The organism is Mariniluteicoccus flavus (genome assembly GCF_054776655.1).
In genome coordinates, this window is record NZ_BAAHBN010000004.1 from 229,933 (window position 1) to 254,581 (window position 24,649).

At 71.2% G+C, this 24,649-nt stretch carries 19 protein-coding genes; 12 read left to right on the plus strand and 7 right to left on the minus strand.

The annotated features are described in order from the left end of the window. Window positions 1–57 precede the first annotated feature (57 nt). On the plus strand, window positions 58–1,287 hold the full coding sequence (locus tag ACYVAG_RS09225; protein WP_460769035.1) for a YbjQ family protein: 1,230 nt from the start codon (window positions 58–60) through the stop codon (window positions 1,285–1,287). 106 nt (window positions 1,288–1,393) lie between these two features. On the opposite strand, the gene ACYVAG_RS09230 is transcribed toward ACYVAG_RS09225, so the two are convergent. Next, window positions 1,394–2,065 carry an HAD family hydrolase gene (locus tag ACYVAG_RS09230; RefSeq protein WP_460769037.1) on the minus strand — a complete coding sequence of 224 codons (672 nt, stop codon included), beginning with the start codon at window positions 2,063–2,065 and terminating at the stop codon, window positions 1,394–1,396. An 89-nt stretch (window positions 2,066–2,154) separates the two neighbouring features. Between ACYVAG_RS09230 and ACYVAG_RS09235 the strand changes: the two genes are divergently transcribed. From ACYVAG_RS09235 to ACYVAG_RS09245, 3 genes are read left to right on the plus strand one after another with little or no spacing between them, the layout of a single operon-like run. Continuing rightward, window positions 2,155–2,763, plus strand: a complete 609-nt coding sequence (locus tag ACYVAG_RS09235; RefSeq protein ID WP_460769038.1) for a TetR/AcrR family transcriptional regulator — start codon at window positions 2,155–2,157, stop codon at window positions 2,761–2,763. Further along, window positions 2,757–4,493, plus strand: a complete 1,737-nt coding sequence (locus tag ACYVAG_RS09240) for an ABC transporter ATP-binding protein (RefSeq protein WP_460769039.1) — start codon at window positions 2,757–2,759, stop codon at window positions 4,491–4,493. Before ACYVAG_RS09235 ends, ACYVAG_RS09240 begins: the two co-directional genes overlap by 7 nt. Further along, window positions 4,490–6,559, plus strand: coding sequence for an ABC transporter ATP-binding protein (locus ACYVAG_RS09245; protein WP_460769041.1), 2,070 nt, complete (start codon window positions 4,490–4,492; stop codon window positions 6,557–6,559). The genes ACYVAG_RS09240 and ACYVAG_RS09245 overlap by 4 nt, the downstream gene beginning before the upstream one ends. Here ACYVAG_RS09245 and ACYVAG_RS09250 read toward each other — a convergent pair. Both ACYVAG_RS09250 and ACYVAG_RS09255 read right to left on the minus strand, forming a co-directional pair. Further along, window positions 6,542–8,905, minus strand: coding sequence for a glycoside hydrolase family 3 C-terminal domain-containing protein (locus ACYVAG_RS09250; RefSeq protein WP_460769043.1), 2,364 nt, complete (start codon window positions 8,903–8,905; stop codon window positions 6,542–6,544). The two genes, ACYVAG_RS09245 and ACYVAG_RS09250, sit on opposite strands and share 18 nt — an antisense overlap. A gap of 4 nt (window positions 8,906–8,909) precedes the next feature. Further along, a complete protein-coding gene (locus tag ACYVAG_RS09255) occupies window positions 8,910–9,263 on the minus strand; it encodes a BlaI/MecI/CopY family transcriptional regulator (RefSeq protein WP_460769044.1) in 354 nt (117 codons plus the stop codon). Window positions 9,264–9,367: 104 nt separating this feature from the next. On the opposite strand from ACYVAG_RS09255, the gene ACYVAG_RS09260 reads away from it, so the two are divergent. From ACYVAG_RS09260 to ACYVAG_RS09295, 8 genes are all read left to right on the plus strand, one after another. Next, window positions 9,368–10,840: a cytochrome ubiquinol oxidase subunit I gene (locus tag ACYVAG_RS09260; RefSeq protein ID WP_460769046.1), complete on the plus strand. Its 1,473-nt coding sequence runs from the start codon at window positions 9,368–9,370 to the stop codon at window positions 10,838–10,840. Between the two features lie 16 nt (window positions 10,841–10,856). Continuing rightward, window positions 10,857–11,897 carry a cytochrome d ubiquinol oxidase subunit II gene (cydB, locus tag ACYVAG_RS09265; RefSeq protein ID WP_460769047.1) on the plus strand — a complete coding sequence of 347 codons (1,041 nt, stop codon included), beginning with the start codon at window positions 10,857–10,859 and terminating at the stop codon, window positions 11,895–11,897. 22 nt (window positions 11,898–11,919) lie between these two features. Further along, the gene (gene cydD / locus ACYVAG_RS09270; protein ID WP_460769049.1) at window positions 11,920–13,656 is read left to right on the plus strand and encodes a thiol reductant ABC exporter subunit CydD; all 1,737 of its coding nucleotides are present in this window, start codon (window positions 11,920–11,922) and stop codon (window positions 13,654–13,656) included. Continuing rightward, complete coding sequence (gene cydC, locus ACYVAG_RS09275; RefSeq protein ID WP_460769050.1) at window positions 13,653–15,230, plus strand: thiol reductant ABC exporter subunit CydC; 1,578 nt, start codon at window positions 13,653–13,655, stop codon at window positions 15,228–15,230. Before cydD ends, cydC begins: the two co-directional genes overlap by 4 nt. A gap of 190 nt (window positions 15,231–15,420) precedes the next feature. Then, window positions 15,421–17,793, plus strand: coding sequence for a LuxR C-terminal-related transcriptional regulator (locus ACYVAG_RS09280; RefSeq protein WP_460769052.1), 2,373 nt, complete (start codon window positions 15,421–15,423; stop codon window positions 17,791–17,793). A gap of 96 nt (window positions 17,794–17,889) precedes the next feature. After that, window positions 17,890–18,948 (plus strand): SGNH/GDSL hydrolase family protein, encoded by a 1,059-nt coding sequence (locus ACYVAG_RS09285; protein WP_460769054.1) that lies wholly within the window; start codon window positions 17,890–17,892, stop codon window positions 18,946–18,948. A gap of 30 nt (window positions 18,949–18,978) precedes the next feature. Then, the gene (locus tag ACYVAG_RS09290) at window positions 18,979–19,272 is read left to right on the plus strand and encodes a thiamine-binding protein (protein WP_460769056.1); all 294 of its coding nucleotides are present in this window, start codon (window positions 18,979–18,981) and stop codon (window positions 19,270–19,272) included. Then, window positions 19,269–19,817: a GNAT family N-acetyltransferase gene (locus ACYVAG_RS09295; protein ID WP_460769057.1), complete on the plus strand. Its 549-nt coding sequence runs from the start codon at window positions 19,269–19,271 to the stop codon at window positions 19,815–19,817. The genes ACYVAG_RS09290 and ACYVAG_RS09295 overlap by 4 nt, the downstream gene beginning before the upstream one ends. A gap of 114 nt (window positions 19,818–19,931) precedes the next feature. Here ACYVAG_RS09295 and ACYVAG_RS09300 read toward each other — a convergent pair whose 3' ends face one another. The 4 genes from ACYVAG_RS09300 to ACYVAG_RS09315 all read right to left on the minus strand — a co-directional run bounded on the left by ACYVAG_RS09300 (window position 19,932) and on the right by ACYVAG_RS09315 (window position 24,503). Continuing rightward, on the minus strand, window positions 19,932–21,158 hold the full coding sequence (locus tag ACYVAG_RS09300) for a septal ring lytic transglycosylase RlpA family protein (RefSeq protein ID WP_460769059.1): 1,227 nt from the start codon (window positions 21,156–21,158) through the stop codon (window positions 19,932–19,934). 505 nt (window positions 21,159–21,663) lie between these two features. After that, entirely contained in the window at window positions 21,664–23,871 is a 2,208-nt protein-coding gene (locus ACYVAG_RS09305) for a heavy metal translocating P-type ATPase (RefSeq protein WP_460769060.1), read from the minus strand. A 91-nt stretch (window positions 23,872–23,962) separates the two neighbouring features. After that, the gene (locus tag ACYVAG_RS09310; RefSeq protein WP_460769061.1) at window positions 23,963–24,175 is read right to left on the minus strand and encodes a heavy-metal-associated domain-containing protein; all 213 of its coding nucleotides are present in this window, start codon (window positions 24,173–24,175) and stop codon (window positions 23,963–23,965) included. Window positions 24,176–24,212: 37 nt separating this feature from the next. Next, window positions 24,213–24,503, minus strand: a complete 291-nt coding sequence (locus ACYVAG_RS09315; RefSeq protein ID WP_460769063.1) for a metal-sensitive transcriptional regulator — start codon at window positions 24,501–24,503, stop codon at window positions 24,213–24,215. Between the last annotated feature and the right edge of the window lie 146 nt (window positions 24,504–24,649).

Below are 24,649 nucleotides of genomic sequence, written 5' to 3' on the forward strand. Positions count from 1 at the left end.
ACCGCAGCCGCGGGGCACCTCTGGTGGTGACCCGGCGGTGTCGATACTCTGGCCCGCATGAGCTACGGGCAGAATCCATACGGTCAGAACCCCTACGGCGGTCAGCCCGGTCAGCAGCCCTACGGGCAGCGACCGTACGGGGGCGGTCAGCAGCCGGGCGGCTACGGCCAGCCCCAGCAGGGTGGCTACGGGCAGCCCCAGCAGGGTGGCTACGGCCAGCCCCAGCAGCCCGGTGGCTACGGTCAGCCGGGTCAGCCCGGCTATGGCCAGCCCGGTCAGCAGGGTGGCTATGGCCAGCCCCAGCAGCAGGGCCAGGGCGGACAGCCGGGCCAGCAGTCGTACGCCGGCCAGGCGGCCGCGGCGGCTCCCCAGGGCGAGAAGGTCGCGATGGCGAAGCACGCCGTCCGCGTCCACACCCTCCTCGACGACCCCGAGGAGTTCGTGTCGCAGGCCCTCGGCGAGGTCATCGGCGTGGCGCTTCGCCCGAAGTCGAACGATGTCGCCGCCCTGACCCGCGCCCGCCAGGAGGCCGTGAGCCGCATGGCCGAGATGGCCGAGGAGGCCGACGCCGACGCCGTCATCGGGCTGCGGTTCGACTCGTCGGCCGACGAGATCGTGGCCTACGGAACGGCGGTGCTCCTCGAGGACGACCTCTCGCTCGGTGGCGACGCCGAGATCGAGGACGACGATGCGGACGCCGACTCCACGGGCGACCGGGGCACGACGTACGCGTCGGAGTCGGCCACGGCGGGCACGTCCGCGTCGGCCTACTCGACCTCCACCGGTGACGAGTCCCCGCTCGACGACGAGGCGCCGTCGCGCTCCGCCGGCACCTTCGGATCCGACTCCGACACCAGCACGTCCAGCGATTCCTCCACCGACGCCGGCCGCGACTCCGGCGCAGACGCCCCGTCGAAGCCCGAGTCCGACGAGGACGAGACCGACGACACCACGCGTCTCGCCCCGCGCCCGCAGGCGGGCCAGCCGGGTCAGCCGGGCCAGGGCGGCCAGCCGACGTATGGCTCGGGCGCGTCGTCCTACGGGTCGCAGCCGTCCCAGCCCGGTCAGGGCGGCTACGGCGGCCAGCAGAACCCGTACGGCCAGCAGCCGGGCCAGGGCCAGCCGGGCCAGGGTGGCTACGGCCAGCCGAACCCGTACGGGCAGCAGCCGGGCTATGGCCAGCAGCCGCAGCCCGGTGGCCAGCCCCAGCAGGGCCAGCAGCCCCAGTCGGGCCAGGGTGGCCAGCAGTCGGGCGGCCAGGGCTGGCCGTTCTCCAGCAACAACTGAGCCACACCGCAGCGCGGCCCCCGTCCCACCTCGGGACGGGGGCCGCGTCGCGTCGCCGCCGATGGTGTGGCACGGTGCCGCGTCCTCACCGCACCGCGCACACCGATCAGGCGCGAACCACGCGTACGCCTCCGTCCGCCGCCTCGAAGCGCACGTCGGACAGGTCGCCGACGACCGCGTCGGCGTCGAGCTGGTCGGTCGGCGTCGTGGTCGTCACCGCCAACGTCGCGCACCCGGCGGCCTTCGCGCCCTCGATCCCCTTGGGGGCGTCCTCGACCACGAGGCACCGCGCCGGGTCGTGGCCCAGCCGCTCGGCGGCCAGCAGGAAGGGGTCGGGCGCGGGCTTGCCACGCTCGACGTCGTCGACAGTGACCACGACGCCGGGGGCGGCGAACCCACTGGCCTCGAGCCGGGCCAGCGCGAGGGGGCGCGTGCACGAGGTCGCGATCGCCACCCGATCGGCCGGCAGCGCGGCCACGGCCTCCACCGAGCCCGGAAGCGGAACCACGTCGGCCACGTCGGCGAGTTCGAGGGCGTGGATGCGCTCGACGGCCGCGGCCCGGCGTGGCTCGTCGATGAGGTCGGCGACGATGCTGGCCGCCGGCACCCCGTGATAGCCCGCCATCTGCTCGGCCGTGAGGTCGTGTTCGACGGCCCACTGCGTCCAGCTCCGCACCACCGCCGGCGTCGAGTCGAGCAGCGTGCCGTCCATGTCGAAGATCACCGCGTCGAAGATGGCGCCGGACAGGGTGCCGAGGTCGGTCGCACCGGAGGTCATGGGGGTCCTTTCGTCGGGGGCACGGCCATTCTGCCATCGGCACGACAAACCCCTTGAATGAGTGAGCACTCACTCAGTACGCTGGGTCCATGACTCCCCGCGCCACCCCGATGCCCCCCGACGAGCGGCGCCGCGCCATCATCGACGCCGCGCTGCCGATGGTGCGCGAGCGCGGTTTCGACGTCTCCACCGCCGAGGTCGCGCGCGCCGCGGGCATCGCCGAGGGAACGCTGTTCCGGGCCTTCCCCACCAAGGCGGAACTCCTCCGGGAGGTCGTCCGGCAGGCCACCGACCCGGCTCCCGACATCGACCACCTCGAGCGCATCGACCGCTCACTGCCGGTGGAGACCCGCGTACGCCTGGTCATCGAGCACTGGGAGGCGCGCATCGCCGACGTCAGCGTCCTCATGGCCGCCGTGCACATGAGCCAAGCCGGCCGCTCGACCCAGCACCCGGACGCCTCCGACATCGAGCGCCACCGCGATCAGGTCAGGCGCCTGAACGCCGCGGTGGAGGCCCTGCTGGCCGATGACGCGGACGCGCTGCGCGTCTCGCCCGCGGCGGCCGCCAGCTTCATCCGGTCGGCGATCTTCGCAGCCCGCCACCCCATGATGGGCGACGCCGACCCGCTGCCCACCGACGCCCTCGTGGACCTCCTCCTCCACGGCGTCACCACCGACGGAGACCGCCCATGCTGAACCGACTCCTGCGTACGCACCTGTCTCCCTATCGCGGCCTCCTGGCCGCGGTCGTCGCCCTCCAGCTCGTCGGCACCCTCGCCTCGCTGTGGCTGCCGTCCCTGAACGCCGCGATCATCGACCGCGGCGTCGCGCGGGGCGACACCGGCTTCATCTGGCGCACCGGCGCGATCATGCTCGCCGTCAGCCTCGTGCAGGGCGCCTGCGCGATCCTCGCCGTGCGCTTCGGCGCCAGGGCCGCCATGTCGTTCGGCCGCGACGTGCGTCAGGCCCTGTTCGCCCGCGTGCTGTCGTTCTCGGCACGCGAGGTCAACCAGTTCGGCGCCCCGTCGCTGATCACGCGCAACACCAACGACGTCCAGCAGGTCCAGATGCTCGTCGTCGTGACCTGCACCATGATCGTCACCGCCCCCATCACCATGGTCGGCGGCGTGATCATGGCCGTCCGCGAGGATCCCGGCCTCTCGCTGCTCCTCGTGGTCGTGGTGCCCGTGCTGGGTCTCGCGATGGGCCTGTTGCTGAGCCGCATGGGCCCACTGTTCCGTGCCATGCAGACCCGCATCGACGCGGTGAACCGCATCCTGCGCGAGCAGATCACCGGCATCCGCGTGGTGCGCGCGTTCGTCCGCGAGCCCGAGGAGGTACGCCGGTTCGCCCACGCCAACGCCGACCTGACCGCGACCGCGACGTCGGTCGGTCGCCTGATGGCGACGATGTTCCCGCTGGTCATGTTCATCCTCAACGCGTCGTCGGTCGCCGTGCTCTGGTTCGGCGCCCAGCGCATCGCGTCGGGCCAGCTGCAGGTCGGCCAGCTGACGGCGTTCCTCACCTACCTGATGCAGATCCTGATGGCCGTGATGATGGCGAGCTTCATCATGGTCTTCCTCCCGCGCGCCGCCGTCTGCGCCGAGCGCATCGTCGAAGTCCTCGACACGTCGTCGTCGGTGGTGCCGCCGACCGACGGCGTACGCGAGCTCCCGTCCCGCGGTCTCGTCGAGCTGCGCGGCGTCGAGTTCTCCTACCCCGGGGCGGAATCCCCGGTGTTGCACGACATTGACCTCGTCGCCGGGCCGGGCACGATGACCGCCATCATCGGGTCGACCGGCTCCGGCAAGTCGACCCTGGTCAACCTGGTGCCGCGCCTGTTCGACGCCACCGGTGGTGCGGTCATGGTCGATGGCGTCGACGTGCGGGAGCTCGACCCCCAGGCACTGTGGTCGCGCATCGCCGTGGTGCCCCAGAAGCCCTTCCTGTTCTCGGGAACCGTGGCGTCGAACCTTCGCTACGGCAACCCCGACGCCACCGACGACGACCTCTGGGCGGCGCTCCGCATCGCGCAGGCCGACGACTTCGTCGCCGAGATGGAGGGCGGCCTCGCCGGCGCCATCACGCAGGGCGGCGCCAACGTGTCGGGCGGCCAGCGCCAGCGCCTGTCGATCGCGCGCGCCCTCGTGGCGAAGCCCGAGATCTATCTGTTCGACGACTCGTTCTCGGCGCTCGACGTCGCGACCGACGCAAGGCTGCGGCAGTCGCTCCTGCGCGAGGTCGGTGACGCCACCCTCATCGTCGTCGCGCAGCGCGTCTCGACCATCCGCGGCGCCGACCAGATCATCGTGCTCGACGACGGTGTGGTCGTCGGGCGCGGCACCCACGAGGCGCTCCTCGCGGAGTGTCCGACCTATCGCGAGATCGTCGATTCCCAGATCAGCGCCGAGGAGGCCGCCGCATGAGCGAGAACACCACCACCGGTACGCCGGGTCCCGTGGCCGGCAACGCTTCTGTGGACACCGCGCCCGGGGAGGTCCAGGCCCCCGAGCGCCCCAAGCACGCCCCGGAACCCGGCACCGGCGGCCCCCACGGCCCGCGCCCGGTCGAGAAGGCCCTCGCGTTCGGCCCCTCACTGAGGCGTCTCATCGGGCACCTGCGCCCGGAGCGGGTCGTCACCATGACGGTCCTCGCCCTCGCCGTCGTCGGCGTGGCCCTGAGCGTCGTCGGGCCCCGGATCCTCGGCTGGGCGACCGACATCATCTTCACCGGCGTCATCGGCGCCTCGCTCGGCGGCCGCGTGCCGCCCGGCACGAGCAAGGAGCAGGTCGTCGAGCTGCTCCGCGCCCAGGGCCAGGGCACGTTCGCCGACATGGTGCAGGCGATGGACGTCGTGCCGGGCCGCGGCATCCAGTTCGACGACCTCGGCCGCGTCCTCCTGATGGCCCTGGCGTTCTATGTCGTGTCGGCCATCCTGCTGTGGCTGCAGGGATACCTGCTCAACGGCGTCGTCCAACGGACGATCCAGCGCCTCCGCGCCCAGGTCGAGGACAAGCTCAACCGCCTGCCGCTGCGGCGCGTCGACGCCCAGCCGCGCGGCGAACTGTTGTCCCGCGTGACCAACGACATCGACAACATCGCCCAGACGATGCAGCAGACCATGAGCCAGCTGCTCAACGCCGTGCTCACCGTCATCGGCGTCCTGGTGATGATGTTCTGGGTGTCGCCCCTGCTCGCGATCATCGCCCTGGTGACGATCCCGGTGTCGATGCTCGTGACGGTGGCCATCGGGAAGCGCTCGCAGGCGCTGTTCGTGCAGACCTGGAAGTCGACCGGCGAGCTGAACGCCCACATCGAGGAGGCCTATTCCGGCCACGGCCTGGTCAAGGTCTTCGGCCGCCAGCCCGAGGTCGAGAAGGTGTTCGCCGATCGCAACGACGAGCTGTTCCGGGCCTCCTACGGCTCGCAGTTCATCTCCGGGATCATCATGCCGGCCATGATGTTCATCGGGAACCTCAACTACGTGGTCATCGCGGTCGTCGGCGGGCTGCGGGTGGCCAGCGGCGCGATGAGCGTCGGTGACGTGCAGGCCTTCATCCAGTATTCGCGGCAGTTCACCCAGCCCCTGACCCAGGTCGCCTCGATGGCGAACCTGCTGCAGTCGGGCGTCGCGTCGGCCGAGCGCGTGTTCGCCGTGCTCGACGAGCCCGACGAGACCCCTGACGGCACCGCGAGCCTCCCGGCCACACGGGGCGGCGTACGGTTCGAGGACGTGGATTTCTCCTATCGCAAGGAGATTCCGCTGATCACCGGCCTCGACCTCGAGGTGCGCCCGGGCCAGACCGTGGCCATCGTCGGGCCGACGGGTGCGGGCAAAACGACGCTGGTGAACCTCCTGATGCGCTTCTATGACGTCGATTCCGGCCGCATCACCCTCGACGGCGTCGACATCGCCGACGTGCCCCGGGCCGAGCTGCGCTCGCGCATCGGCATGGTGTTGCAGGACACCTGGCTGTTCCACGGCACGATCCGCGACAACATCGCGTACGGGCGCCCCGATGCCGGCGAGGCCGAGGTGCTCGACGCGGCCCGCGCGGCCTTCGTGGATCGCTTCGTGCACACGCTTCCCGACGGCTATGACACGGTCATCGACGAGGAGGGGACCAACGTCTCGGCGGGCGAGAAGCAGCTCATCACGATCGCGCGCGCGTTCGTGTCCGATCCCGCACTGCTGATCCTCGACGAGGCGACGAGCTCGGTCGACACCCGCACCGAGGCCCTCGTGCAGCAGGCGATGGTCGCGCTGCGCCATGAGCGCACCAGCTTCGTCATCGCCCACCGCCTGTCGACGATCCGCGACGCCGACGTCATCCTCGTGATGGAGGCCGGAAGCATCGTCGAGCAGGGATCCCACGAGGAACTCCTCGAGGCGAAGGGAGCCTTCTGGCGGCTCCACCAGTCGCAGTTTGCGGGGCCGGCGGAGTCCGACCCCGCGGCCGTCGTCGCGGGGGGCTCAGCCGCGACCCAGTGACCTCAGCGTCCGCTCGACCCCCTCGGGGCCGATGGGCGCGTACGGCTGGGTCGCGATGCGCCGCAGGGGGAAGTCGCCCATCAGCATGATCATCTCCGCGCTGCCGAGCATCCCGGGCCACGGGTCGTCGTCGCCGATGCCGATCTCGCGCCGCAGAGCCGCGCTGCCCTCGGGGTGGGCCATCCATTCCTTCACCGAGGAGTCGGCGTGCAGCTCCGCCACGGGAGACGGCGCGTCGAGGTCGAAGCGCGTCGTGCGCACGCCCACCTTGATCGCGTAGGTGCCCGACTCGACGGCGAACCGCCCGTGCACCTCCGACCAGTACGCGAACGCGCGCGCGTCCAGGGCCAGCCGCGCCGTGACCGTCTCCCCCGGCTCGAGTGACACCTTCGCGAAGGCCCGCAGCTCCCGCTTCGGGCGCTTCACCTCGCGCGACGCCGGGGGCGCGACGAAGAGCTGGACGACGTGGCGCCCCGCGCGGTGGCCGGTGTTCGTGACCTCGACCTCGACGTCGACGCGCAGGTCGCCGCCCTCCACCGACCCGGTGACCGTCAGCCGCGGGTCACCGTTCGCGAACTGCGTGTAGGACAGCCCGTGCCCGAACGGGTACGCGACCTCGCGTCCGGTCGCCTCATAGCCGCGATAGCCCACGAACACGTCCTCGGCGTACGCCACGTGGCCCGCCTGCCCCGGGAAGTGGAGGAACGAGGGCACGTGTTCGAGCTCGACCGGCACGGTCTCGGCGAGCCGGCCCGACGGGTTCACCGCGCCGGTCAGGACATCGGCAACCGCACCGCCCGACTCCTGCCCGGCCAGCCCGCAGTCGAGGATCGCCTTGACCGAGCGGCGCCACGGCATGCGCACCACGCCGCCGTGGCTCAGCACCACCACGACGTTGGCGTTGGCCTCCACCACCGCCTGCAGGCACGCGAGCTGCTCGGGCGGCAGGTCGAGGTGGGTGCGGTCGAAGCCCTCCGACTCCTCGGCCTCGGTGAGCCCCAACATCATCACGACCACGTCGGCCCCGCAGGCGACCGAGGCGGCTTCGTCGCGGAGGCGTACGCGCTCGGCGTCGGCGTCGCCGAGGTCCTCATCACCGCGGCCGAACCCCGGCGCGTACGTGATGTCGAGCCGCGCCTCGGCGAAGGCCTCCAGCAGGGAGGTCTGGTGGGCGGGGTTGACGCGCGAGCTGCCGTCGCCCTGGAAGCGGGGGTGCTCGGCGAAGCGCCCGACGACGGCGACGCTCTGACCCGGGTCGATGGGGAGGAGCCCGTCGTTCTCCAATAGGACCAGCGATTCGGCGGCGGCGCGGCGGGCGAGGGGTCGGTGGGCGAGGAGGGGCTCCTCGTCTCTCTGGCGCTCGCTCGGAGAACGTTCTGCGCCACCCGGCTCCTCGACTCGCTGGCGCTCGCTCGGAGAACGTTCAGCGCCGGTCGCTTTCAGCACCAGCTCCAGCACCCGGCGTACGGCCGTGTCCAGCACCGCCTCGTCCAGCTCGCCCGCGCGGACGGCCGCGACGACCGCGGCCGGCGAGCGCTCGAGGTCCGGCGGCATCTCCAGGTCGAGCCCGGCCGCCAGCGCCGGGACGCGTCCGTCCACCGCGCCCCAGTCGGACACCACGAGGCCCTCGAAGCCCCACTCGTCGCGCAGCACCTCGGTGAGGAGCCAGCGGTTGCGCGACGCCGGCACCCCGTTGACCTGGTTGTAGGCGCACATCACGGTCCACGGCTGGCCGCCGGTCACGATGCGCTCGAACGCCGGGAGATAGATCTCGCGCAGCGCGCGCTCGCTCACGTCGGCCGAGACGCGGGCCCGGTCGGTCTCCTGGTTGTTGGCCGCGAAGTGCTTGAGCGAGGTGCCGACGCCGCGCGACTGAATGCCGTCCACGAGCGCCAGGCCGAGCTCGCCCGCGACCAGCGGGTCCTCGGAGAAATATTCGAAGTTGCGCCCGCACAGGGGCGACCGCTTGATGTTCACGCCCGGCCCAAGCACGACGCCGACGCCCAGGTCGCGCGCCTCGTCGCCGATCGCCGCGCCCACCTCGCGCACGAGGTCGGGGTCCCACGAAGCGGCGAGCGTGACCGCGGTCGGGAAGCACGTCGCGGGCTCGGCGCCGCCGAGGTCGTGCACCTCGCCCAGCTGCGTACGCAGGCCGTGCGGCCCGTCCGAGACCAGGACGGCGGGGATGTCGAGCCGCGCGACCGGGGCGGTGTGCCACATGTCGGAGCCGCACGTCAGCGCGGCCTTCTCCTCCAGGCTCAGCTCACCCAGCAGGGCGTCGATGTCGCCGGGATCCTTCGGGCGAACGGGGGAATCGGTGGGCCGGGGGCTGCGCTGCGGGTCCATCGCCTCAGCGTACGCGGGGCGTCTCCCGCAGCCACTGGCGGTCGGCGGGATCGAGTCGCCGGACGAGCTCGGCCAGCACCGCGCGTCGCTCGTCGGTGTCGTCGCCGAGCAGTTCCAGCACCTCGTCGGCCACGAGCGTCTCGCGCGACTGGGCGGGGACATAGATCCACTGGCGACCGTCGCGCTCGCGTTCGACCAATCCCTTGCGGGCAAGGCGGTCCAGCACCGTCATCACCGTCGTGTACGCCAGGTCGCGCGTGCCGGTCAGCACGCCGTGGACCTCGCGTACGGACTGGGCGCCGGCGGCGTGCCAGAGCACGTCCATCACCTTCTGCTCCAGTTCGCCCAAGATGGCCATGGGAGCAGACTAGCGCTCCTACTACGCGTTGCGTAGATGTGGGAGTGGTCACATCGGCCCGTTTGGACCCCGCGTTCTACGACACTCCGTAGTAACTTGCTGCCATGAGTTCGGAGACCCTTGCCCGCTGGCAATTCGGCATCACGACGGTCTATCACTTCCTGTTCGTGCCGATCACGCTCGCGATGTCGTTCCTCGTCGCCATCCTGCAGACCATGTGGGTGCGTACGGGGGACGAGAAGTTCCTGCGCCTGACCAAGTTCTACGGAAAGCTGTTCCTGATCAACTTCGCCATGGGCGTCGTGACGGGCATCGTCCAGGAGTTCCAGTTCGGCATGAACTGGTCGGACTATTCCCGCTTCGTCGGCGACATCTTCGGCGCGCCCCTCGCGCTCGAGGCCCTGCTGGCGTTCTTCCTCGAGTCCACCTTCCTCGGCCTGTGGATCTTCGGCTGGGACCGCCTGAACAAGAAGGTCCACCTCGCCACGATCTGGCTCGCCGCGATCGGCACCAACATCTCCGCGATCTTCATCCTCGCGGCGAACTCGTGGATGCAGAACCCCGTGGGCTGGACCTACAACGCCGCCACCAACCGCGCCGAGCTCACCGACTTCGGGGCCGTGCTGTTCAACCCGGTGTTCCTCGTGACGTTCCCCCACCAGATCACCGCCGCGTGGATGACCGCCGGCGCGCTGATGGCCGGCATCGCCGGGTGGCACCTGCACCGGCTGGCCAAGAAGGACCGCGCGGGCGAGGAGCGCAACCACCGCAACGAGGGCGCCCACCGCTTCGCGCTGAAGCTCGGCGCCATCACGATGCTGGTCGGATCGCTCGGCATCCTCGTGTCCGGTGACATCCAGGGCAAGATCATGACCGACGTGCAGCCCATGAAGATGGCCGCCGCCGAGGCCCTCTATGAGACCGAGCAGCCGGCCGACTTCTCGCTGTTCACCATCGGCACGCTCGACGGCAAGGAGGAGGTCTTCTCCGTCAAGGTCCCGGCGCTCCTGTCGTTCCTCGCCCACTCGAACTTCACCGGCGAGGTCGAGGGCATCAACCCGCTCAACCAGCGCTACCAGGCCCAGTTCCAGCCGAAGCTGGAACAGCTGTACGGCAAGGAGATCTCGACGCGCATGACGACGTACGCGCCGAACATCCCCGTCACCTACTGGACGTTCCGGTTGATGATGGGCCTCGGCTTCGTGGCCATGGCCATCGCCGCCTGGGCGCTGTTCGCCACCCGCGGCGACCGACTCCCCCGCAGCGGGCTGTGGAAGTGGGCGATGATCACGTTCCCGTTCTTCCCGCTGTTCGCGAACTCGTTCGGCTGGATCTTCACCGAGATGGGCCGCCAGCCCTGGGTCGTCTTCGGCGTGATGCCGACCTCGGCCGGCGTCTCCCCCGGCGTCTCGCCCGGAATGGTCCTGTTCTCGCTGGTCATGTTCACCCTCGTCTACGGCGCGCTCGCGGTCGTCGAGGTGGGCCTGTTCCTGAAATACATCAAGGCCGACCTCCCCGAGGTCACCGAACCCAGGATCCTCGAACACGAGGACGCCCCCCTCTCCTTCGCGTACTGAGTAAAGGAAGACAGACATGCTCACCAACATCTGGTTCCTGCTCATCGCGGTCCTGTGGATCGGCTTCTTCGTCCTGGAGGGCTTCGACTTCGGCGTCGGGATGCTCAATCGCATCCTCGGCAAGAAGGAGGAGGACCGCCGCGTGATGATCAACACCATCGGCCCGGTCTGGGACGGCAACGAGGTCTGGCTGCTGACCGCCGGCGGCGCGACGTTCGCCGCGTTCCCCGAGTGGTACGCCACCTTGTTCTCCGGTCTCTACCTCCCCCTGTTCCTCATCCTGATCGCACTGATCATCCGCGGCGTGGCCTTCGAATATCGCCACAAGCGCGAGGGCGCGAAGTGGCGCAACGGCTGGGACTGGTGCATCTTCATCGGCTCGTTCGTCCCCGCGCTGGTCTTCGGCGTCGGCTTCGCGAACTTCGTCAGCGGCCTGCCGATCAAGGCCCTGCCTGGTCGCCGCTGGGTGATGGAGACCTCGGTCGGCAACTTCTTCGGCCTGTTCATGCCGTTCGCCCTCATCGGCGGACTGCTGTTCGTCGCGCTGTTCCTGTTCCACGGCGCGGTCTACATCTCGCTCAAGACCAAGGGCGACATCCGCGTACGCGCCCGCGACTTCGCCGCGAAGGTGGGCCTCGCGGCCGCCGGCCTGATGGCCGTGTTCACCGTGTGGCAGGCCGTCGCGTACGGCAAGCCGATCAACTGGCTCACGACGGTCGTGGCGATCGGCGCCGTCGCCGGCGCCTGGTTCATGAACGGCCGGACGCGTGAGGGCTGGGCGTTCCTGCTCAACTGCATCGCGATCCTCGCGCTGATCGCCGGCATGTTCATCTCGATGTTCCCCAACGCGATCACGTCGTCGATCCCCGGCAACGACATGCCGCTGACCGGTGCGACATCGTCGCCCTACACGCTGAAGATCATGACGATCGCCGCGGCGATCGGCGTGCCGATCGTGCTGGCCTACCAGTCGTGGACGTTCTGGGTCTTCCGCAAGCGGATCTCGACGAAGAACCTGCCCGCCGAGGTGGGGTCGACCGAACCCGCGACCGCGTGACCATCGCCTACGCTGTGGGCCGATGAGCCCCTCCAGCACGACGACCGGACCGACAGGTACGCCGGATCACCTCGGGGCCCCCGCTCCCTCCCGCCAGGGGAGGCGCGGGGGCCCCGTCGATCCGCGGCTGCTGCGGCGCGCGAGGGCGACGCGGGTCTATCTCGTCGCCGGCGTGGCCGTCGGGTCGGCCACCGCCCTCCTCGTGGTCGCCCAGGCGTGGCTGCTCGCGGCCACGGTGGCCCGGGTGTTCCACGCGCGGAACGTCGACGCGGCGCCGTTCGGGGGCCTGGCCCCGGCGCTCGGCCTCCTTGCGCTGGTGATCACCGGACGGGCCCTGCTGGCGTGGCTCAACACCTGGCTGGCCCACCGCTCGGCGGCGGCGGTGAAGTCCCAGCTGCGCCGCGACATCCTCGCCGCGCGGCTGCGCGAGCCCGGGTCGTCGACCCTGACGACCGGCCAGCTGATCACGCTCGTCACGCGCGGACTGGACGCGCTCGACGGCTATGTCGCGCGCTATCTCCCCCAGCTCGTCCTCGCGCTCACGGTCCCGCTGATCGTCGGGGTGACCATCCTGACCGCCGACGTCACCTCCGCCGTGATCGTGGCGCTGACGCTGCCCCTGATCCCCGTCTTCATGATCCTGATCGGGCTGGCGACCCAGGCGAAGCTCGACCGGTCCTGGCGTACGCACTCGCGGCTCGCCGGCCACTTCGGCGACCTGGTCGCCGGCCTCCCCACGCTCCAGGTGTTCGGCCGCGCCCGCGCGCAGGAGCGCGGCCTGGTCGCCACCGAGGACCAGCACCGGGTCGAGACGATGTCCACCCTGCGGGTGACGTTCCTGTCGAGCTTCGTGCTCGAGCTCCTGGCGACCTATTCCGTGGCCCTCGTCGCCGTGCCGATCGGCCTGCGGCTCGTCGAGGGGGGCTTCTCGCTCGAGACCGGGCTGTTCGTGCTGATCCTCGTGCCGGAGGCCTATCTGCCCGTGCGCCAGGTCGGCACCCACTACCACGACTCGGTGGACGGGATCGCCGCCGCCGACGAGGCCTTCGCACTCATCGAGGCGGCCGACCGGGCGGAGGGCACGGCGGTGGCCCCCGACCTCGCCGCCCATCCCCTGCGCCTCGAGGCCGCCACCTTCACCCACGCCAGCGCCGACCGCCCGTCGCTCCACCCGTTCGACCTCACCGTCGCCCCCGGCCGCGTGGTCGCCCTCGTCGGCCCCTCGGGCGGCGGCAAGTCGACCGCGCTCGGGCTCGTCATGGGATTCCTGCGGCCCACCGCCGGTCGGGTCACCGTGGGCGGGGTCGACCTGACCACGTGCGACCTCGCCCGGTGGCGTACGCAGCTGGCGTGGGTGGCGCAGGATCCGGGGATCGTCACGGGCACGATCGCCGACAACGTACGCCTGGGCGCGCCGGGGGCGAATGACGCCGCTGTCGCCTCCGCCCTCCTGCGCGCCGGCGCCGCCGACCTGGCCCCCGACCGCGAGGTCGGCGACGAGGGCGAGGGGCTGTCGGCCGGCGAGCGGCGGCGCGTCGCGATAGCCCGGGCACTTCTCCGCATCGAGGCCGGGGCACGACTCCTCGTGCTCGACGAGCCGACCGCCGGGCTGGACGCCGACACCGAGACGCGCGTGCTGGAGGCCGTGCGGGCGACCGGCGCCTCGGCGCTCGTCGTGACCCACCGGCCCGCGGTCATCGCCGCCGCCGACGACGTGGTCGAGGTCGCGCCGGCACCGACCCCCGAGGCCACCCGGTGAGCACCCTTCTGCGCCGCCTGCTGGGCGAGGTGTCGGGTGCCCGCGTACGCCTGGCCGGCAGCCTGCTCCTGAGCCTCCTGGCCGGCCTGTGCGGCATCGCACTGATGGGCTCGTCGGGCTGGCTGCTCTCGCGCGCGGCCGAACTGCCGCCCGTGCTCCACCTGCAGGTCGCGATCGTCATCGTGCGCGCGTGCGGCCTCGGCCGCGGCGCGTTCCGCTATGCGGAGCGGCTCGTCAGCCACGACCTCGCGCTGCGCCTGCAGGGCGTCCTGCGGCTGCACACCTACCGCGCGCTCGCCTCGACCACCCTGCTCGGGCGGCGCCGTGGCGACCTGCTCGTCCGCATCGTCTCCGACGTCGACGCCATCCAGGACCTCGTCGTGCGCGTCGTGCTGCCGTTCGCCTCGGCCGGCATCCTCGCCGCCGCCACGTCGGTCGCCATGACCGTGCTGCACCCGCTCGCCGGACTCGCCCTGCTGGCCTCGGCCGTGGTCGCGGGCGCGCTCGTCCCGTGGTGGGCGGCCCGCGCGTCGAGGGCGGCCGACCGCGAGATCGCCCCCGCGCGCGGGGAGCTCGCCGACGGCGTACGCCAGATCGGGCGCGCGGCGACCGACCTCGCGGCCTACGGCGACACCCGCCTGATCGACCGCGCACTGGCGGTCGACGACCGCCTGCGGCGCGCCGAGGAGCGGGCGGCCCTGGTCCGCGGCGCCGCGTCCGGCGTCCAGGTCCTGGCCGCCGGGCTCGCGGTCGTCGTCGCGCTGGCCGCGGGAGCGTACGCCGTCCAGGCCGGGACGCTCGGCCGCGTCTGGCTCGCGGTCCTCGTGCTCACCCCGCTCGCGCTCCACGACCTGCTGGCGCCGCTCGTGCAGGCCGCCCAGACGCAGACGCGCGCCGGCGCCTCGCTCGCCCGCGTGACGGCGATCATGGACGAACCGCCCGTCGGCGCGGGCGACCTGACCGCCGCCGAGGTGGCCGCCCGTCCCCGCCTCGCCCTGACCGGCGTCGACTGCGGCTGGCCCGGTCACCGCCCGGTCGTCACCGGCCTCGACCTGGTCGTGGAGCCGGGCGACCGCGTGGCCCTCGTGGGCCGCAGCGGCATCGGCAAGACCACCATCGCCGCCACCCTCATGGGCCTGATCCCGCCCGGGGCCGGGACCGTCGAGCGCACCGGCACCGTCGGCTATCTCGCCCAGGATGCGCACGTGTTCAACACCTCGGTCGCCGAGAACGTCCGGATCGGGGCCAGGGACGCGACCGACGCCGAGGTCGACGATGCGCTCGCCCGCGCCGGACTCGCGCTCGACCCACAGCGCATCGTCGGCGAGGAGGGGTCGCGGGTGTCGGGGGGCGAGGCGAGGAGGGTGGCTCTGGCTCGACTGCTCGTGGGGCGCCGCCAGAGTTGGATCCTGGACGAGCCGACCGAACACCTCGATGACGAGACCGCCCGCCGCCTGATGGATGACGTGTTCGCCGCAGCGGCCGACAGCCCCCTGCTCGTCATCACCCACGACCCGCGGGTGATGGTCCGGTGTGACCGGGTGATCGACCTCGCCATTCATCAGCAGAATTGAAGGCTGCGGCGCGAATCCCCCGATCGCGCCGCAGCCAAGACGAGATTCATCCACCCCCCGAGCGGTGGAGAATGCCGCAAGAACAGCGTTTCACATCTCGCCCCCGGTTCCGACCGGGGATCGGGTGATCAGTCTCCTCCGTCGGGTGATTGCTCGGGTGACATGACCTCCTGACTGGTTAGATCGGACCATGCACGCCACGTCCACCCCTTCCGCGCCCGTCGTGCAGGACCCGAACGGCCTCTGGATGGTCCAGCGACCCCGCCTGCTCAAGCGCCTCGACGAGGCGACCCAGCGACCCGTCACCCTGCTCGTCGCCCCCATCGGCTACGGGAAGCGGACCCTGCTCGACCAGTGGGCCGCCAGCCGCCGCGAGCGCGTGCGTCGGGTCAACGGCGCCGCGCTCACGCCCCAGGAGGCGCGCGCCGCGGTCGGCGTACGCAAGGACGCGCTGGCACCCCTGATCGTCGTCGACGACGCCCACCTCGCGAGCAGCGAGACCCTCGACGCCCTGCTCGACCTGCTGGACCACGACGTGAGGCTCGTGCTGAGCGGGATCGCACGTCCCCACCTCGCCGTCGGCGGGCTGGCCGCGCGCGGCCAGGTGACGGAGTTCACCGCCCCGGACATCGCCTTCACCCGCGACGAGGCCCGCGCGCTGCTGGAGACCGCCGCGCCCCTGCCCGACCACGCCCTCGACGTGGTCATGTCCACCTCGTTGGGCTGGCCCGCGGCCGTGCGCATCCTGGCGGAACAGGAGCTGTCGTGGGATCGGGAGACCAGCCAGCTCGAGCGCCTCTATGCCTTCTTCGCCGAGGAGGTCCACCCGCTCCTCAGCCCCGCCGAGCTCGCGCTGGTGCGCGCGGTGGCGATCCTGCCGTCGGTCACCCCCACGGTCACCCACGCCTTCACCGGGGATCGGGAGGCCCACCAGACGCTGACATCGCTGGTGGCGCGCGGCTTCCCCATGGCCCGCAACGGCACGACCCTCACGCTCCACCCCCTTGTCCGGCGGCAACTCCTCGAGGAGTTGGTCGCCTCGGACCCCGACCACCACGCGCAGCTGTCGGCCCGCGGCATCGACTGGCTCGTCGCCAGCGGCGAACCCCTCGCCGCCGTCCAGCTCGCACTCGACTCGGGCCAGAACGACGACGTCGGCGACCTCCTGCGGCGCCACTTCGTCCACCACATGTTCACCGATGCCGACCGCCTGCGTCCCCTGGTGGACGCCTGCGGGGCGACCGGCCAGCTCGCCCCCTGGGAGACCGCCATGATGCAGGCGTGCCTGCTGGCGGCGAGCGGAACCGTGGCGAGCCACCTGGCACTCGCCACGGTCGAGGCGCTGGTTCCGGACGGGCTCACCCCGCTCGACCGCCTGCGCCTGGCCAGTTTTCAGCTGTTCGTCGCCCGCCAGCGGGCGTACGCCGGCTTCGACGCGGCCGCGGCCATCGCGGCGATCGACCCGGCCGACGCCGCGTCCCTGCCGCGCGAAGGACTCGGGCACCTCGCGTTCTGGCAGGTCGAGCGGGGACTCCACCTGCTCCACACGGGCGACCTCACGGCCGCCCACCAGTGGCTCGTCGAGGGCCTCACCACCGCCCGCCTGAGCGACCTGCAGCCCGTGGCCATCCAGGCACTCGCCGGACGCGCCTGGATCGCCGCGCGCCGGGGAGGCGTCACCGCCACGCGCCGTCTCGCCGACGAGGCGATCATGGAGGTCTCGAGCCTGCGCCTGGGCGCACCCTGCGCGCTCGCCGAGCTCGCCTGGCTCGCCCACGCCTGCGTCGACATCGACCTCGCCGACTTCGAACGGGCGGAACACCACCTCGACGGCTATCGCCGCTGCAGCCTCAGCCCCCGCCGCGAGACCGCCGTGCTGGCGGCCCACCTCGAGGCCCTGTTGCACCTGATGAAGAACGACGTGAGGGCGACCGAACGCATCATCCGCCGCGCCCGGACGACGATCGCCGACCTTCTGCCGGCCGAGGACTTCATCCTGACCGGGACGGTGCTCGGCGCACACCTGATCGCCGACGACCGCGACGCCGCCGCGGTCGAGCTGGACCACATCGACGACATCGCCCGCCCCGAGTTCGGCGGCGTCGAACACTTCCACGCCCATCACCTCATGAGACTCGACCAGTTCGACGAGGCGTTCGCCCTGCTCGACCCCCTCGTCCGGGCGGGCGAGGTCGTCATCGAGAAGGAGTGGCTGCAGATGCTCATGGCGTACGCCCTCGCCGCCGACCGCTCCGGACGACCCGGCACGGCCGTCGCGACCTTCGCCGCAGCCGACGAGCTCGCGTCCCGCCTCGGCATGGACGACCCCCGTGCCCGCCAGAACCTGGGGACGGTCGAGCGACGCGCCCGGGTCCAGTTCACCGAGGCGGAGATGCACCTCCTCCGCAACCTGCGGGCGGCCGAGAGCATCGGCGAGCTGGCCGAGCGCCTGTTCGTCTCCCCGAACACGGTGAAGACCCATCTGAGGCGGATCTACAAGAAGCTGTCGGTGTCGTCGCGTGCCGACGCCATCGAGCGGGCGCGGGTGCTGCGGCTCCTCTGAGGGGAGGAACCTTCCTGCGGGCGACCCCTCCCCGCGGGCCGACGAGCGTGCGAGGGTGAGGCCACGAGCACCACCCGCCCCACGAGAGGTCGTCCCATGGCCACCACCAGGACACGCATCATCCGCAGCACCGCGGTGGCCGGCGCACTCGCCGCCGTCGCTGTCACCGTCACCCTGCCCGCCTTCGCCGCCGGCGAGGACTACGTCGCCCTCGGTGACTCGTACGCCGCCGGCGTCGGCGCCGGCAATTACCTGAACGACGGCACCGACTGCAGCCGTTCGCTGGGATCGTACGCCGGCGTGCTGGCCAACTCGCGCGGCTATGCGCTGAACCTGCAGGCCTGCTCGGGCGCCGTGACCGCCGACGTCCCCGGCCAGCTCGCCGCCGTGAGCTCGTCGACGCGGCGCGTCACCCTCAGCGTCGGTGGCAACGACATCGGCTTCGCGCCGGTGGTCACCGAGTGCGCGAAGCCGTCGTGGTGGGGCAACTGCAACGCGGCGGTCGATCGCGCCCGCGCCACGACGACCGACGTGCTGCCCGGGCGGTTGCGTACGGTCTATGGCCAGCTCAAGGCCAAGGCGCCCAACGCCAAGGTCGTCGTCACGGGCTATCCGCGCATGTTCAACGGCCGCGACTGCTCCATTGCCACCTTCTTCTCCGGCGACGAGATGACGCGCATGAACGCTGCGGCCGACCTGCTGAACGCCACCATCCGGCGCGAGGCCACCGCCGCCGGTTTCCAGTTCGTCGACGTGACCCAGCCGTTCATCGGCCACGCCGTGTGCGACAACCCCGAGTGGATCCACAACGCCTCGATGCGGCTGCAGGACTCGTTCCACCCGAAGGCCGACGGCCACCGGGCGTACGCGACGGCGATCGGCTCGCGCCTGGACAGCGGGTACGCGTACCGCAGCGCGACCACCGTCCGCACCGGCGGAACGACGTCGTCGGACACCAGGCGCGGGACGCCCCGCATCCCCGACCTCCAGAGCCGCGAGGCGAAGGCGGCCGCCCAGCGGGCCGGCGTCCGCGAGTCGGAGGTCGCCGAGCTGGCCGAGGCCACGAAGAAGCTCCAGCAGCAGCGCGCCCACGAGATGTCCCGGGCCGAGCGCGTGGCGCTCGAGCGGGCGAAGGATCTCGCGGGCCGCGGCTGACCCGCCGGGGGCGGGGCGTACGCTCACCTCATGCTCGTCGCCTTCTCCGTCGCCCCCGCGGGCTCCGAATCAGTCCACGATGCCGTCGCCGCCGCCGTCGAGGTGGTGCGCGCCTCCGGCCTGCCCAACCGCACCGACGCCATGTTCACCACCATCGAGGGTGAGTGGGACGAGTGCATGGACGTGGTCAAGCGCGCCACCGAGGCCTGCGGCGCGTTCGGCTCGCGGGTCTCGCTGGTGCTCAAGGCCGACATCAGGCCGGGTCACACCGGGGAGTTGACCGGCAAGCTGGAGCGCCTCGAAGAGGCCCTCGACCGCCGGTGACGACGTTCCGCGTACGCCGGGGCACTGCTGACGACGCAGAGGCGATGGTCCGCACGCTGCACGTGGCGCAGGCCTACACCTATGCGGCGATCATGCCGGTGCAGTTCGCGATCGACCGGATCGTGGAGATCGGCGCGGTGGCGCGTCGGCGGCGCGAGCAGTTGGCGCGCGACACCGAGGTCGAGGCCGCCGGCGGCGAACCGTTCCGGCGGTGGTGGCTGGCGGAGGCGACCGACGGCGAGGTGCTTGCGGTCGCCGCGGCGGGGTTCGGCCCGTGCGACTGGGAGGCGGACTACGAGCCTGCGCCGGTGGCGTACAACCTGGAGAAGCTGTACGCGCTCCCCCGCGCCCACGGGCACGGGATCGGCCAGGCGCTGTTCGACGCGGCGATGCCGGCGGGCGAGGCCGCGTACCTCTGGATCCTGGCGGACAACCCGCGCGCGCAACGCTTCTATGAGCGCAACGGGTTCGCGGCGGACGGCTATGTGGTCGACTGCGGCGACCTGTGGTTCAACCGGCCGATGTTCCGGATGGTCAGGGACTGACGCTGGCTGTTGTTACGTCCTCCGAGCGAGCGCCAGCGGCTGTTGTTACGTTCTCCGAGCGAGCGCCAGCGGCTGTTGTTACGTTCTCCGAGCGAGCGCCAGCGAGACGAGGAGTCACAGCTGCTGGATCGTCACCGACATCAGGCCGTCACCCGGGTTGCCGATCGCAGCGAACGAGGCGGCGGACAGGTCGATGCAGCGGCCGCCGATGTAGGGGCCGCGGTCGTTGATGCGCACCGTGATGGTCTTGCCGTTCTTCGGGTTGGTGACCTTCATGAAGGAGTTCAGGGGGGCGGTCTTGTGGGCCGCGGTCATCGCCTGCGGGTTGAAGCGCTCGCCGGTGGCGGTCATCTGGGGCTCGTCATACATCGACGCGGTGCAGGTCTGGCCCTTCGCGGGCGAGGTGTCCAGCTTGACGCCCTTCGAGGGCGAGGCGGACGGGGAGGGCTTCTCGCCGGGCTTGGCCGACGGCGTGGCGGAGGCGCTGGCGGACGGCGTGGCCGAGGCGGTGGCCTTCTCGTTGGTGCCGACGAGGATGACCTTGTCGACGGGCTTGATCTGCTCGCGGGTCGAGGTCATGCGCTTCTCGACCGACTGGCCGTTGACGAACTTCTCCTCCCACGTCTCGACGACCTTGCCGGTGACGCCCTCGATGTCGACCTTCTCGGTGCCCTTGGGGAGGGTGTTGTCGTCCTTGCGTACTTCCTTGAAGGGGACGTCGATCGTCTTGGTCGTGAGCTTCACGTCCTGGTTGGAGACCGAGATCTCCAGGCCGTCGGTCAGCGGGGTGTCGGCCGCCGGGGTGATGACGTCCTTGGGATCGGGGGTCACGCCGGCCTCGGCGAGCGCGTCCTTGACTGTGTCCCGGGTCGTCACGAGCGTGCGGGACTGGCCGCCCTGGACGATGGTGACCTCGCGGGCGACATCGATGGCCAGGTCCAGCCCGGAGCGCGGGATCGCGGTGTCACGGGGCACCGACAGGGCGCTCTCGTCGCGGAGGCCGAGGGCACCGACGGCCTCGTTGACCGTGAGCGCCTGGGTCCAGAGCTTCTCGGCGCGGCCGTCGATGGTGAGGTTGAGCGGGCGCGCGTACCGCACGCTGATGATGTCGCCCTTCTTGATCGCCTCAGTGCGGGCGGGGGCGACCATGTCGCGCTCGCCGACCTGGATGCCGTGGGCCTGGAGGACCTCGTCGACAGTGCCGGACCAGGTGCGGACGTCCACAGGCTGGCTGTCGACGGTGAGTTGGATGTCCTTGGCGAGGGCGCTCGCGGTGCCGAAGACACCGCCCGAGGCGATGAGGACACCACCGGCGACGGCGAGGGGGACTGCCTTGCGCAAAACGACTCCAATCAGCGACATTCGTCACGGAATGGTAACCCCGGCGGCGTGTCTTCCCAAAAAATTCCTGAGAAGGGTGTGCCCGGGGGTGGTGTGGTCGGCTGGGGTGTGAAAAGTGCACAGGTGCGCTGAGGTTGCGGCCTGAGGCGGCCGGTGCGCGGTGCTTTGCGCACACCTGCGCGCAGATCGCGGCCCGGGGCCTCCTCCAGGCGACGCTTTGCGCACACCCGCGCGCAGATCGCGGCCCGGAGCCTCCTCCAGACGACGCTTTGCGCACACCCGCGCCCAAACCGCGGCCCAGAGCCTCCTCCAGGCGACGCTTTGCGCACACCCGCGCGCAGATCGCGGCCCGGAGCCTCCTCCAGACGACGTTTTGCGCACACCCGCGCACTTTCCGGCCCCCAGGGCGACCTCACCGCTGCGCTTTGAGCACACCTGCGCCCAAATCACGGCCCGAAACCCCCTCCAAGCGACCCTTTGCGCACACCTGCGCACTTTTCACAACTCACCCAGCCCGGAATCCCCGCAACCGCAGGCTGTTCGACACCACGAACACCGAGCTCAGCGCCATCGCCGCGCCCGCCAGCATCGGGTTGAGGAAGCCGAGCGCCGCCAAGGGGATCGCCGCCACGTTGTAGGCGAACGCCCAGAACAGGTTGACCTTGATCGTCCGCAACGTGGCTCGGGACAGGCGTACGGCGTCGGCCGCCAGCCGCAGGTCCCCGCGCACCAGGGTGAGGTCGGCCGCCTCCATCGCGGCGTCGGTGCCGGTGCCGAGCGCGATGCCGAGGTCGCTGGCGGCCAGCGCCGCGGCGTCGTTCACCCCGTCGCCGATCATCGCGACACGGCGGCCCTCGGACTGGAGCCGGCGTACGACGTCGACCTTGTCGTCCGGCAGCACGTCGGCGATGACCTCGTCGATGCCGACCTCGGCGGCGACGGCGCGAGCCGTACGCGCGTTGTCGCCGGTGAGCAGCACCGGCCGCAGGCCCAGTTCCCGAAGCCGGGCGACCGCGTCGGTCGATGTCTCCTTGATCGCGTCGGCCACCTCGACCACGCCGCGGGCGACGCCGTCGACTGCGACCGCAACCGGCGTACGCCCGGCCTCCTGCCCTCGCGTGACGGCGTCGGCCAGCTCGGCCGGAAGCGCGATGCCGCGCTCGGCGAGCAGGGAGGGGCGGCCGACGAGCACGAGACGGCCGTCGACGGTGGCCTCGACGCCGAGGCCGGGCAGGTTGCGGAAGTCGCTCGCGACCAGGGCCCGCTCACGTTCTCCGAGCGAGGCCTCCCGCGTCCGAGGCGAGGAGGCGATCGCCCGCCCGATCGGGTGCTCCGACCCGCGTTCGGCCGCGGCCGCGTACGCCAGGATCTCGTCGTCGGTCGCGCCGACCACCTCCATCCGGCCCGAGGTGATCGTGCCGGTCTTGTCGATCACGGCGGTGTCGATGTCATGGGTGCGCTCGAGGGCCTCGGGGCCCTTGATCACGATGCCGAGCTGGGCGCCGCGGCCGGTGCCGACCATGAGCGCGGTCGGGGTCGCGAGGCCCAACGCGCAGGGGCAGGCGATGATCAACACCGCGACGGCGGCCGTGAAGGCGAAGGATGCCCCGGCCCCCAGGGCGAGCCACACCCCCAGCGTGACCAGCGACAGCGTGATCACGATCGGGACGAAGACGCCGGAGATCTTGTCGGCGAGTCGCTGGGCCTGGGCCTTGCCGGTCTGGGCGTCCTCGACCATGCGGGCGATGCGGGCGAGCTGGGTGTCGGCGCCCACGCGCGTGGCGCGGACGACCAGGCGGCCGTCGGTGTTCAGGGTGCCGCCAACCACGGAGTCGCCGGGCCCGACCTCGACGGGCACGGACTCGCCGGTGACCATGGCCGCATCCAGCGCCGAGGCGCCCTCGACGACCTCGCCGTCGGTGGCGACCTTCTCGCCGGGGCGGACGACGAACAGGTCGCCGACAGCCAAGCGGTCCACGGGCTCGCGCACCTCCTCACCGTCGCGCAGGATCGCGACCTCGGAGGCTCCCAACGTCAGCAGCGCCTGCATCGCCGCCCCCGCACGGCGGCGCGACCGGGCCTCGAACCAGCGGCCGGCAAGGATGAAGGTGATGATGCCGCAGGCGGCCTCGAGATAGATGTTGCCGGCGCCGTCGGAGCGCGTGAGTCGCCACTCGAACTCGTGGGTCATGTGCTCGTGGCCGGCGGTGCCGAGGAAGAGGGCATAGAGCGACCAGGCGTACGCGGCCAGTGACCCGACCGAGATCAGCGTGTCCATGGTCGTGGCGCCGTGACGCAGGTTGACCAGCGCCGAGCGGTGGAACCGCCAGCCGCCGTAGAGGACGACGGGGGTGGCCAGGCCGAGGCTCATCCACTGCCAGCCGTTGACCTGCAGGGCCGGGATCATGGCCATCGCGATCACGGGGATCGACAGGACCGCGCAGATGATCAAGGTCTGGCGGAGCTCATCGGCGGGATCGGGGCGATCTTCCTGGACGGGAGCCGGCAGCGTGGCGCCATAGCCCGTCTTCCGGACGACCTCGATCAGGGTCTCGGCGTCGGGCCCGGTCGACTCCACGCGCGCCTTCTCGGTCGCGTAGTTCACCGTGGCCCGCACGCCGTCGACCTTGTTGAGCTTTTTCTCGATGCGCGCAGCACACGACGCGCACGTCATCCCCTGGATGTCGAGCTCGATGGTCTGCTGCGTGATCATGGTTCAGCCCTTCTGTGTTCTTACGTTCTCCGAGCGAGCGCCAGCGAGACGAGGAGCCGACGCGCGATCGGTGATGGCGACGAGGCCTGGTTCAGCCCAGCGCCACGATGTAGTCGCCGGCCTCTTCGACGGCCTCGGTGATCTTGTCGAGCGACACGGGGCCGTCGGAGGTGACCGTCATGCGGCCGCCCTCGAGGCGCACGTCGACGTCGTTGACGCCGTCGATGTCGGAGACCTCGCTGGTGATGGCCTTGGCGCAGTGCTCGCAGGTCATGCCCTGGATCGTGTAGTCGGTGGTCGTCATGGTGATTCCTCTCGGGTTGGCGTGCGCAGGTTCTTGATCAGGAGCGGACGAGGCGGGCGATGGCCTGACTGGCCTCGGTGAGCTTCGCCTGCCCCTCCTCGCCGCCGTTCTCGACGGCGTGGGCGACGCAGTGGTGCAGGTGCTCGTCGAGCAGCCCCAGGGCGACGGACTCGAGCGCGCTGGTCGCGGCGGCGACCTGGGTGAGGATGTCGATGCAGTATTTGTCTTCCTCGACCATGCGCTGGAGTCCGCGCACCTGCCCCTCGATGCGCCGCAGGCGCTTGAGGTGGGCGTCCTTGGTGGCGGTGTAGCCGTGCGTCTGATCCATGCCTTCAACATACCCCCCGGGGGTAGTAGATGCAAGTCCGCTGATCCCGGAATCGCCATGATCGAAGTCGACACAACGGTTTCCACAGACGTGGTCAAGTTGTCCACAGGTGGGCTCCATCACACACGCGAAGCACCCATGTCAAG

Coding starts and splice junctions, on each gene's coding strand:
- ACYVAG_RS09225 (WP_460769035.1), top strand. CDS start 58: ATGAGCTACGGGCAGAATCCATACGGTCAGAACCCCTACGGCGGTCAG.
- ACYVAG_RS09230 (WP_460769037.1), bottom strand. CDS start 2,065: ATGACCTCCGGTGCGACCGACCTCGGCACCCTGTCCGGCGCCATCTTC.
- ACYVAG_RS09235 (WP_460769038.1), top strand. CDS start 2,155: ATGACTCCCCGCGCCACCCCGATGCCCCCCGACGAGCGGCGCCGCGCC.
- ACYVAG_RS09240 (WP_460769039.1), top strand. CDS start 2,757: ATGCTGAACCGACTCCTGCGTACGCACCTGTCTCCCTATCGCGGCCTC.
- ACYVAG_RS09245 (WP_460769041.1), top strand. CDS start 4,490: ATGAGCGAGAACACCACCACCGGTACGCCGGGTCCCGTGGCCGGCAAC.
- ACYVAG_RS09250 (WP_460769043.1), bottom strand. CDS start 8,905: ATGGACCCGCAGCGCAGCCCCCGGCCCACCGATTCCCCCGTTCGCCCG.
- ACYVAG_RS09255 (WP_460769044.1), bottom strand. CDS start 9,263: ATGGCCATCTTGGGCGAACTGGAGCAGAAGGTGATGGACGTGCTCTGG.
- ACYVAG_RS09260 (WP_460769046.1), top strand. CDS start 9,368: ATGAGTTCGGAGACCCTTGCCCGCTGGCAATTCGGCATCACGACGGTC.
- cydB (WP_460769047.1), top strand. CDS start 10,857: ATGCTCACCAACATCTGGTTCCTGCTCATCGCGGTCCTGTGGATCGGC.
- cydD (WP_460769049.1), top strand. CDS start 11,920: ATGAGCCCCTCCAGCACGACGACCGGACCGACAGGTACGCCGGATCAC.
- ACYVAG_RS09280 (WP_460769052.1), top strand. CDS start 15,421: ATGCACGCCACGTCCACCCCTTCCGCGCCCGTCGTGCAGGACCCGAAC.
- ACYVAG_RS09285 (WP_460769054.1), top strand. CDS start 17,890: ATGGCCACCACCAGGACACGCATCATCCGCAGCACCGCGGTGGCCGGC.
- ACYVAG_RS09290 (WP_460769056.1), top strand. CDS start 18,979: ATGCTCGTCGCCTTCTCCGTCGCCCCCGCGGGCTCCGAATCAGTCCAC.
- ACYVAG_RS09305 (WP_460769060.1), bottom strand. CDS start 23,871: ATGATCACGCAGCAGACCATCGAGCTCGACATCCAGGGGATGACGTGC.
- ACYVAG_RS09310 (WP_460769061.1), bottom strand. CDS start 24,175: ATGACGACCACCGACTACACGATCCAGGGCATGACCTGCGAGCACTGC.
- ACYVAG_RS09315 (WP_460769063.1), bottom strand. CDS start 24,503: ATGGATCAGACGCACGGCTACACCGCCACCAAGGACGCCCACCTCAAG.